The organism is Macrococcoides caseolyticum (genome assembly GCF_002902665.1).
Lineage (GTDB): Bacteria > Bacillota > Bacilli > Staphylococcales > Staphylococcaceae > Macrococcoides > Macrococcoides caseolyticum.
In genome coordinates this window covers 58,911-68,716 of record NZ_PPRM01000054.1, presented here as the reverse complement: position 1 = coordinate 68,716, position 9,806 = coordinate 58,911, and the positions used below count along the sequence as shown (strand labels likewise).

Below are 9,806 nucleotides of genomic sequence, written 5' to 3'. Positions count from 1 at the left end.
TTCATAGAAAAAACACCTCCGTATAAATTCATTTTAATATGAATTCAACGAAAGTGTTTTTATTTTAATCCCACATCATGGGGTTAGCGCAGCACATTGTGTTGGTGGTTTTTTTAATAAAAAAATACAAGAGGAGAACAACTTCAATCAATGCTGGAACATAACTAATCAATTCAATGTGTTAATGATGTTCATGTAATAAGATGATGAACAAAGTATATTAAGACAATGAATAAACTTGTTTCATTCAGAGCAAGCAATTGCAACTTATAGATGATTGATAAGCAATAAGTATTCATTAGATCATTAGACTGATATAAGAAGATGAGTAACAAGTGATGATGTGATTGGACTTGAATATCTCGATTTACATTCACACATTCCAAAAACTCTTTTTTGTAAATATAATTGAAGATGATTCTATAATGTATGAACAATGTTAAGTATGAACAATGCAGAAGTTGAATAGAAGTTGAATGATGAACAAGTGTTGTAACGATAACAAACATTAAATGATTTTAAATAAAAAAATAATCAAATAAATATTTAAATGAGTGAAGATAATAAATAAAATTCATTCATATTAAGATACAAATGTTAAATAACTCTATAAAGGTGTATCAGATAGTCAAATAAGCAACATACAAGCGTTATAGGAAACATTATAGAGAGATGTGAACAAAGAATATCAAAGGAATAAAACGAGTTGTAGAAAGCTTTAAAATGTTAAATAAAGCGACAGAGTAGCAGGATAGGAAAGCAGCAAGAATAAAAAAAAGATGGAAAAATATTTTTTGGGGAGGGCATCAATAAACCCCTACCCATTTTTTAAAGGACAATAACGTATCGCTCTCATTCACAACCAAACTCCAGAAATGAAATATTTCAAACTTGAAAACGAGGTGCATTAATGAAGATTATCAAGTGTAAAACAGTGTTTTCATATATAAAACATGACAAGCTAACTGAATTTGAACTACTTACAAGATACAATCCGATATATATTAAGAAAAAAATTGGTTTCATGAGTTATCAGATTAGCGAGATGTACCACCTCAATATGAGCCATGCAACAACAAGCGATGTACATGGCTATATTACTATAGGATGCCCACTTGAGAATCTAGTGATATGGATAATCTCACAGAAAGAAAGCCTACAGCGATATATAGAGAAGTCTAAAGGCGATATAGCGATGCTGGAACACTGTACAAAGCGTTATACACATAAAGAGCAGCAACAGATTAAACGTTACCTAGTGACGAATGGCAGCTATAGGAACGATGAACTTATTGAACGACTATGTAAAGAACTCTATGTAATGGCTATGTATCAGAGAAACCAACGCAATAAGAATAGAAGAAAAGAAAATGCGACGATCGTGGCAAACCATGTAGAAATGGTAAGACAAAAATTAAGCACTGATAAAGAACTTTTAGCAGTGTAGAGACGATAAGGGAGAGAGTGCAGCATGATGTATAAAGTAAGTTGTGATGAAAGAGATTATAAGGTACTTGAAAGGTATATGAGACAGTATCATGACTATGTAAAGCAATATAAGGATAAGCCAACCGATATGTCACAGATTAAATATGAACGTCTGAAAGCTATTGTAGAGGGAATAACGCAAACATATAACGATGCTTCATTATTTGAGCAGCAACTTATCAAGTTATCATGGTGGGAAAATGAAAGCGATGATGTTAGTCAGAAAGTATTGAATAGGGGAAAACTCACAATTGAAGCATTCAGGGAAAAAGTATTAAGAGAAGTTGCGAATAATACAGGATATGTTGTATAGCCATAATGGAGGAATAAAGAAGATGTGGGAACCACTTACCAAACACGACTATAAAATGATAGAACTTAGAATAAAGCAGTATCATTCATTAGCAGAGTGGCTACATTATCATCCTGGAACAGAGGGAGATTATATAGATAATGTTAGGCACATAGTAAATTCAATCGCTAAAGTGTACAACTCTTTGGATGTACCTAGCCAACACTTATTTAAGCTGCTATGGTGGGAATGTGAGCCAATAGATGTTATTGAAGATGTGCTGCATGTATCGAAAAGGACAATCAACAGGCATAAGAAATTAATACTTGATAGGATAGGTGCAGAACTTGGCATCGTGTGAACGTGAAGTATTAAAGAACTATATAAGTGGTTACCATAAAGGACAGGTACAACAACGACAACCGATGCAGCAGCTAGATGGTTATGATCTAGATATTGAAGATACTGATTTTTATACAATAGATGATGTTTCAGAGCATAACATAGATGATGCAGCACAATACTATGAACAAGCGTGTAATGTTGGTGGAATGAGTATGTTGAGGGATAGGGTGTATCAGTTAGGAACAGATAGAGAGATACACGTATTCAATATGATGTTACAGGGTAGAACGGTCAACGAGATGTGCAAAGTCTTCAATATGAGTCATACAACTGTGAACAAGTATATCAATAGCTTGTTGGATAAAGTAATAGAGAGATAGCCATTAAGGTGGTTATCCCTTTTTACACGAGAAGATAAATATAATCAAAATTCGATTTAAAAGCCGAAAAAATATATACAAAAAATAAAAATAGGGTATTATTAAAAGGAGAGATGAATTATTTGAAACATCTGGTTAAGTTGTTTAATATGATTTATCAGCAGTATGTTTTAGTCAATAAAACATGTTGTAAAGGAGGAAATGCAATGGCAGGAAAAGAATATTTAACGTCAGTTGAAAACATAATAGGTTTGATGAAAGAGGAATTACAAAATATTTCTCCATTACGTTTACAGAAAACGCTATACTTTTTATTTGCCTATTATGGTGCGTCTTATGGTCAATTGTCTAAAAGTGAAGAATTTGAAATTACCAATGATGATACACTAAATTTACCAACATATTTATTTCCAGCTAAATTTGAAGCTTGGCAATATGGACCAGTAATTAGAGAAGTTTATACAAATAATAAATATAATACTGATTATGAAGAAGTTTCATATTCTAAAGATGATTTGTCAATAGAAGATGAAACTATGAAAGATGAAATTACCGAGTATTTAAAAGAGATTATAGCAAGTACAAGTAAAGTAAGTGACTTTGGTTTAGTCGAAAGAACTCACGAAGATAAAGAATGGAAAGCCAATATTGGAGATCAATCAGAGATGAACTTAGATAATATCATTTCTGAATATATTGAGATTGTAAATGGCTAGGTTTAATTCTAAGTTTAGCAAGAGAAAGAAAATTACTGTAAACATAATAAATCAAGAATTTTTACCAACTAGAACAGATTTCACTAATAATCGTGTAGAGGTTGATTTGAAAAAAGCAATTCCAAAAAACGTTATTTTTTTGATAAAAAGGTTATTCATTCAATTACTAATAATAATTTAAAGTTCACTAACTTTATTTCTGATATTAAGCAACAAGATAAAATTACAGCCATTAGTAATTTTGCTAAAGATATAAGCATTATTAAAGATAATACAGATAGTGTAACTTCTCTTAGTTACGATAAAAGAATGCTATCAGTAATTTCGCTTATACTAGACAATAAAACTGATGGAATCGCTCCACAATTAGTTAAGAGTGATGTAAGAGGTACTCTAAATTTACAAGATGGACTTAGAGTATATTGGTATTACGATTTAACAGATGATGTAATTAAAATTGTATGTATAGATCCACAGCATTTAGTTTTACCAAGTACACACGATGGAAAGCCTAAAGATGTTGTTATGCTAGATACGTATAACCAAACTGTAAATAGTAAAAATCATTGTATAAGTCGTTATTTTCAACCACACCCATAATTGAGTGTGGTTTTTCTTATATCATTCTACAATACCTCGACAGTATGTTGAAATTATCCATAATGACTATATAAGGTGGTTAAACAATGAAATTAGATAAGATAATCAATGCACTTATAATTATATTTGTTGGCGTTATACTGCTGCATATACCGAATAATATATTTGATTGGCATATTAAAGAACAAATAAGAACAGTACAAATAAGTATAGCAATAACTATCTTTATACTTTACTTCATTAATATGTACATAGAAAAGAGAGAACAAAGCCATTAATAGTACATTTAACGAGTGCTGCACCAATCGTTGCTGCATATAAGGAGGGATACAGTGAATTTAGCACTGATATTAATATTTTTCCCCGTATTCATTACAACTTTATTCATGATCACTAAAGATAAGAAAAGCGACAAGCACAAGCAGTAGATAGCCATTTTATACGGTTATCTCTTTTTTTTGTAACTGAAAAAATATGTATGCATTACGAATGTATTTGTATATAATATTTTTAAAATAAAGTGTATGCAGATAAAGGGGGATGCTTATGCTGGCAATCAATAAAAAGATATACAAGATTTTAAAAGGAATTTCAAATAACGATATACCGAAATGCGATAACAAAAACAGATTAATTCCATTATTAGATCATTTATTATTACATGGTTATATTTTAGAAGAAAAATAGAATATGGAAGAAAGAACATACATTTTAACCGATAAAGGAAAAACAATACTAAAAGGTCTTGAAAATAAAGAAACAAGTATCGATTAGGACGATTTTAAGAACAATAACTTTGTTTAGTAGGGTAGTAGTGCATTAAATTTGTTTAAAATCTCCTATATAGAAACGAGGTTAATAAGATTGAATGTTAATATAGATTTATCTGAATTAGAAAAAGCAATACTAGAAGTAATTAAAAACTCTACCTCACAACATGAGTATATTGGCTTTGCTGATGTTAAACAATTCGTTAAAATAAGTGGAATATCTAAAAGCGATTTAGAAAAAAAGGTACTAACAGATTCAGAGTTTCAAAGAAAATTTGTTTTTAGATTTGAAGACAGTAAGAAAAGATATATAAAGATTAAAGGGGCATTAAATTACATAGAAAATAGCTTGTTGAAAAGTTATTAAAGGAGGATAGCACATGAAAGTCACATGCTATGACAAAGACAGAAACGTAATCGATCCAGCACAAGTGAAAGTACCTAAAGAAATTAAGGAGCAGATAATAAGATTGATAAACAGTAGCGATATAAAAAAATAATTTTATTCACAATCACTAAAGAAAAGCAACAAGCACATGCAATAGATAGCCATTTAATATGGTTATCTCTTTTTTTATGCAATCATTAAAAAACCATGTATAATAAGAATAAAAATATTATAGACATAGAGGATAATAACATGCTTTCACTTAATGAAAAGCTTTATCAAATTTTAGAAAGTATCTCTGCAACAGGCGTACCTACTTGCAGGGATGCAAGTAGACTGTTTACCCTAGTAGATCATTTAATTTTTCACAAATGCATCGTTAAAATAAATGAAAGTGATAGCCAGCAAGCAAAGTATCGTTTGACTGATAAAGGAGAAAAGATGCTGAAAAGTCTAAAAAAGTAGTTTTTTCGTGTCGGAGAAACGCCCTCAGACGCATCGAAACTTGAAAAGTAAGGTAGTAGTCCACTAACTGTGCTTAAAATCGCTTATATCGAATGGCTAAAAATGATTTTTCTATATTATAGCTACATATCCGTTCAAGTTACCGTATCTATATTGATTAGTAAGCAAAGAGTATAGGATAATTAATATTGTATGATAAAAGATAAAAGGGAGATATAGGAATGAATGTTAAGTTATTAGGAAGTACGTTATTAATATCATCTTTATTATTAGCAGCATGTAATAGCGAAGAAACGCAAAAAGAAAACAAAACAGAGATTGCAGCTAAAAAAGTTGAGAAAGACCAAACTAAAAAAGAAGATGTGAAAACAGGTTTAAAAGAAAAAACAGCAGTATTAGATGATATAAATGTAAAAGTACTTGAAACTGAATTTATTCCTAAAGGTACGTACGAGGGACAGGATAAAGACCAACTAGGAATTATATATGAAGTTAAGAATAAATCAGATAAAGAGATTGATGCAATCAGTGGTTGGTTAGCAGTATTTGAAGCTACTCAAGATACAAAAGATACAGTAAATAAATTAAATGTTGGTGGTTTACCAAACTTAGAAAAATATACACCGTTTTTAGATACGCAACTAGATACAATCAAAAAAGACGGTACATTAAAAAATGGAATCGCTTATGATCTAGAAGATACAACAACACCAGTAATATTAAAGGCAACTAAAGGTGTGAATGGAGAAAAATTGGGAGAAATCAAAGTGAACATCGAGAAGTAATGCCATGTAACGATAGAATGTTCATGATGATATAACTTGATAGGATAGAGCGTTCCCCCAAATTTTATCGAAACTTAAAATTTATACGTTTTACATCAATTGTGTAATACCTCGAAAACGTTTATATATCAATGTTTTAAGCTACTTTCACAAGTATTCAAATATGCAAAAATCAATTCCCGCCGTCTCCATACATTAGCCTATAACACTTGGTGTTATAGGCTTTTTTTATGCTATATTGGTGATAGTTAAATGAAGGAGGATGTTATGAATAATTTTATGAATGGTCTGGCAGTTATATTGTTTATTGCATTTTTACTGTCATTTGTTATATCTTCAATTAGTGATTACAAGTATTACCTTTTAGGGTTGGCAGTATTGTTATCGATATTAACATTATCACAAGAAGTGAAACGATCTGATAAATAGGTGAGTATAAGCAACGTGGCGCGTGTATAAAAATTTACGAGTCACCCCGAGACATCACATCGGTAACCGAATGGGTAAATTATTTACTTTTAATCGCGCGGGTTAATGGTTATTTCTTTCGCGTCATGACTAATCCCTATAGCAATCTGGTTATTGTTGTTCGGGTTGGTGAAAGTAACAGATTCTCCATTATTAAATTCAATGATATCAAGAATACTATGACTTTTGTAAATAGGTTTTGTTACTGCGATATAAGATTTATTTTCTACTAATCTAATCGGAATCTTAGTATTGTTAGTTAAACACCATCCGGGTAAATATTTAAGATTAAATGTATTTTTCATAGTATCACCTTTAAGTTAAATTTGTGTTCCCCATTTAAATTAAGATACAAATTTAAAATGAGGTTATTTTGATATAATAAAGAACAAAGATGTTGTAGAATGGAGAAAACAGCTCGTTTCAAACACATGTATACATTTTACCACAGTTTCGGGCTTTCATTTGAGGAGGATTTAAATTGAGTGATAAAGGTTTAGCGATTCCAAAGATTATCGTTACGTTATCAGATGTGCAAAATAAGGGTAACGTTTATGTAAAAGAGGCTGAGGAAAACAGTGCTTTCTTTAATATTATTGAGTACCGTGCAGATTTAAAGGTGATGACAATAGCGGATTATAAAGATGAACTTCTATATATTAGAAGCCAATTTCCAAATAAGAAGATATTATTTACATATCGTATGTTTGATGATAGAGACCGAGCAACGATAGAAGCTGCAGATTATTATGAGATTATTAAATTTATAATCTCAAATGACCTCTGTGACATTATTGATATTGATTTAATGATTTATGAACAATACATGACAGATTTATTGCAGCTCGCGCGTCAGCATCAAATTGAAGTGCTAATCAGTCATCATGAATTTCAATACACACCGCGTATAAAAGATATGCTTGCGATGTACAAGAAGATGATTACACTTGATGCAGATTACTGTAAACTTGCAGTAATGCCTTATGATGGTAAAGATGTGCTGAATCTAATGGATGCAGTGTATGAAACGAAGCAAGCTTATGATACGAATGTTATTGGTATAGCGATGGGTGAAATCGGTAAGATAACACGACTTGCATGTGGCGTATTTGGTTCATCAATGACGTTTGGCTATGTAGGCGAACCTGTAGCACCAGGACAGATTCATGTACGTGATCTGCACCATCGGCTTGCACTCTATTAAGTTTACAAATAAACATCCTTTTACTATAATTGATAATAGTTATCAATTAGTGTGAGAGGATGTTTTTTATGGAATTAAAACAGGCAATTAAAGAGAGAAGAAGTATTAAGCAATATGAAGATACGACAGTTGACGACAGCGTGGTGAAGGCTTCTATCGAACTCGCGACATATACGCCAAACCATGGTATGCGTGAACCGTGGCGTGTAGTATGGGTGAAGAAAGAGCGATTAGCTGATTTCGGACAATTGTTTGCTGATATCGCATTTAAAAATAATGAAGAGAAGTATCAGGCGCATATAGCAACAGTTAAAAAGTTAGCTGGAGTACTCGTCATAGTTGGAAAACGCGATCGCCGTCAGAAAGAAAACTTAGAAGATTTACTAGCAGTGGGCGGTTTTATGCAGACACTATCACTCGCTCTATTTGAAAACGGTGTTGGCAGCTGCATAAAAACACAGCCACCCTATCTAAATCCAAATATGAACGATGCATTAAATGTTCAAGATGATGAAATAATCTATGGTGTGATTTATTTAACGGCACAAACTGAAGCACCGTGTAAGGAGAGAAAGAAAGAGCACTTGATTACGCTATTTTAAATAAAAACTGCACATCCGGTTAACCGGATGCGCAGTTTTTTGTTATTTTGTTAAATGTTCAGCTAGAAATGCTTTCACTGATTCAGGTGTCTTTGCGTTTGCTGAATGCAAGTGTGCTAACTTTACGCTATTTTTAAAAATTAAGATGCTTGGAATACCCATAACGTCATTTTCATCTGCTGCTTCAGGTACTTGGTCACGATTAATCTTATACCAGTTATAATTGTGATATTCGTCAACGATTGGATCAATCCAAAAGTCCATACGCGTACAGTCTGGACACCAGTCTGCGAAGAACTTGATAACAACAGGCTCCTCACTTGCAATAATTTCTTTAAATTCTTCATATTGACTAATTGTTCTCACTTTTATTACTCCTTATATACTTTTCTTATATTATACTCCTTTTTAAGAAGTAAAGAAAAGAAAACGCTTAGTTGTCGTAATCTTCCAAAGTTGTTATGATTGAGATATCACATTCAGGAGGTTACATATGATTAAATTTTATCAGTTACCCAGCTGTACAACATGTAGAAAAGCAGCAAAATACCTTGCGGATAATGGTGTGAGTTTCGAGCCGATTCACATTGTGGAACATACACCCACTGCAAAAGAGTTTGATACGATCGTTAAGAATACAGGTGTTGATGTGGATTTATTATTCAACAAGTTAGGTACAAAGTATAAGGAGCTCAATTTAAAAGAAACATTGCAAGATAAGTCGTATGAAGAGAAATTAGAGCTACTTGCATCTGATGGTATGCTTGTGAAACGTCCTTTAGCTGTCAATAAAGACAAAATTACTTTAGGTTTCAAAGAAGCAGACTATAAACAAACTTGGTTATAAAAAAGATTGAAGAAACGCTTACATTATGTCATTATAAAAGTGTTAAGTATTTTATTTATATGGAGGGCTTATAATGTCAAACTTAAAATTTTCAAAAGATCATGAGTGGGTTAAATCAGAAGATAACGTAAAAGTAATCGGAATTACAGACTTTGCACAATCAGAACTAGGGGATATCGTATTCGTTGAACTTCCTGAAGTAGGCGATGAAATTACTACCGGTTCACCATTTGGTAGCGTTGAGTCGGTTAAAACTGTTTCTGAATTATATGCTCCAATCTCAGGCAAAGTTGTAGAAGTTAACTCTGAATTAGAAGATTCTCCTGAATTAGTAAACGAATCTGCTATGGATCAAGCATGGATGATCAAAGTTGAAGCAGATGACAGCGAACTTGATGATTTAATGGATCAAGCGCAATATGATGAAATGATTAATGCATAAATGATATACTTTCC

General features: G+C 31.9%; 17 protein-coding genes. 15 read left to right on the top strand and 2 right to left on the bottom strand.

From position 1 onward, the window contains the following. Window positions 1-910 precede the first annotated feature (910 nt). From CD152_RS08510 to CD152_RS11900, 11 genes are all read left to right on the top strand, one after another. Window positions 911-1,447 carry a pathogenicity island protein gene (locus tag CD152_RS08510; RefSeq protein WP_103214643.1) on the top strand — a complete coding sequence of 179 codons (537 nt, stop codon included), beginning with the start codon at window positions 911-913 and terminating at the stop codon, window positions 1,445-1,447. Between the two features lie 24 nt (window positions 1,448-1,471). After that, the gene (locus CD152_RS08505) at window positions 1,472-1,801 is read left to right on the top strand and encodes a hypothetical protein (RefSeq protein ID WP_103214642.1); all 330 of its coding nucleotides are present in this window, start codon (window positions 1,472-1,474) and stop codon (window positions 1,799-1,801) included. A gap of 22 nt (window positions 1,802-1,823) precedes the next feature. Then, entirely contained in the window at window positions 1,824-2,141 is a 318-nt protein-coding gene (locus CD152_RS08500; RefSeq protein ID WP_101140376.1) for a hypothetical protein, read from the top strand. Further along, window positions 2,128-2,505 carry a LuxR C-terminal-related transcriptional regulator gene (locus CD152_RS08495; RefSeq protein WP_103214641.1) on the top strand — a complete coding sequence of 126 codons (378 nt, stop codon included), beginning with the start codon at window positions 2,128-2,130 and terminating at the stop codon, window positions 2,503-2,505. The genes CD152_RS08500 and CD152_RS08495 overlap by 14 nt, the downstream gene beginning before the upstream one ends. Before the next feature lie 206 nt (window positions 2,506-2,711). Then, a complete protein-coding gene (locus CD152_RS08490) occupies window positions 2,712-3,221 on the top strand; it encodes a Panacea domain-containing protein (RefSeq protein WP_101140374.1) in 510 nt (169 codons plus the stop codon). Window positions 3,222-3,530: 309 nt separating this feature from the next. Then, window positions 3,531-3,821: a hypothetical protein gene (locus CD152_RS12145; RefSeq protein ID WP_232237396.1), complete on the top strand. Its 291-nt coding sequence runs from the start codon at window positions 3,531-3,533 to the stop codon at window positions 3,819-3,821. Between the two features lie 546 nt (window positions 3,822-4,367). Further along, the gene (locus CD152_RS11905) at window positions 4,368-4,508 is read left to right on the top strand and encodes a hypothetical protein (RefSeq protein ID WP_157821003.1); all 141 of its coding nucleotides are present in this window, start codon (window positions 4,368-4,370) and stop codon (window positions 4,506-4,508) included. Window positions 4,509-4,685: 177 nt separating this feature from the next. Then, complete coding sequence (locus CD152_RS08475) at window positions 4,686-4,958, top strand: hypothetical protein (protein WP_232237393.1); 273 nt, start codon at window positions 4,686-4,688, stop codon at window positions 4,956-4,958. 273 nt (window positions 4,959-5,231) lie between these two features. Continuing rightward, window positions 5,232-5,444, top strand: coding sequence for a hypothetical protein (locus CD152_RS08470; protein WP_041635838.1), 213 nt, complete (start codon window positions 5,232-5,234; stop codon window positions 5,442-5,444). Between the two features lie 221 nt (window positions 5,445-5,665). Next, window positions 5,666-6,229, top strand: coding sequence for a DUF5067 domain-containing protein (locus CD152_RS08465; protein ID WP_012656439.1), 564 nt, complete (start codon window positions 5,666-5,668; stop codon window positions 6,227-6,229). Window positions 6,230-6,481: 252 nt separating this feature from the next. Further along, a complete protein-coding gene (locus CD152_RS11900; protein ID WP_157821002.1) occupies window positions 6,482-6,658 on the top strand; it encodes a hypothetical protein in 177 nt (58 codons plus the stop codon). Window positions 6,659-6,747: 89 nt separating this feature from the next. Here the strand turns inward: CD152_RS11900 and CD152_RS08460 are convergent, their stop codons facing one another. After that, window positions 6,748-7,002 carry a hypothetical protein gene (locus tag CD152_RS08460; RefSeq protein WP_041635839.1) on the bottom strand — a complete coding sequence of 85 codons (255 nt, stop codon included), beginning with the start codon at window positions 7,000-7,002 and terminating at the stop codon, window positions 6,748-6,750. Window positions 7,003-7,178: 176 nt separating this feature from the next. On the opposite strand from CD152_RS08460, the gene aroD reads away from it, so the two are divergent. Beyond that, window positions 7,179-7,901, top strand: coding sequence for a type I 3-dehydroquinate dehydratase (gene aroD / locus CD152_RS08455; protein ID WP_103214640.1), 723 nt, complete (start codon window positions 7,179-7,181; stop codon window positions 7,899-7,901). 68 nt (window positions 7,902-7,969) lie between these two features. Next, window positions 7,970-8,503, top strand: a complete 534-nt coding sequence (locus tag CD152_RS08450; protein WP_157821001.1) for a nitroreductase family protein — start codon at window positions 7,970-7,972, stop codon at window positions 8,501-8,503. A 42-nt stretch (window positions 8,504-8,545) separates the two neighbouring features. On the opposite strand, the gene CD152_RS08445 is transcribed toward CD152_RS08450, so the two are convergent. After that, window positions 8,546-8,869, bottom strand: coding sequence for a thioredoxin family protein (locus CD152_RS08445; protein ID WP_086038298.1), 324 nt, complete (start codon window positions 8,867-8,869; stop codon window positions 8,546-8,548). Between the two features lie 127 nt (window positions 8,870-8,996). Between CD152_RS08445 and CD152_RS08440 the strand changes: the two genes are divergently transcribed. Beyond that, window positions 8,997-9,350 carry a Spx/MgsR family RNA polymerase-binding regulatory protein gene (locus CD152_RS08440; protein ID WP_012656443.1) on the top strand — a complete coding sequence of 118 codons (354 nt, stop codon included), beginning with the start codon at window positions 8,997-8,999 and terminating at the stop codon, window positions 9,348-9,350. Between the two features lie 73 nt (window positions 9,351-9,423). Then, window positions 9,424-9,792 carry a glycine cleavage system protein GcvH gene (gene gcvH, locus CD152_RS08435; protein WP_012656444.1) on the top strand — a complete coding sequence of 123 codons (369 nt, stop codon included), beginning with the start codon at window positions 9,424-9,426 and terminating at the stop codon, window positions 9,790-9,792. The last annotated feature ends 14 nt before the right edge of the window (window positions 9,793-9,806 follow it).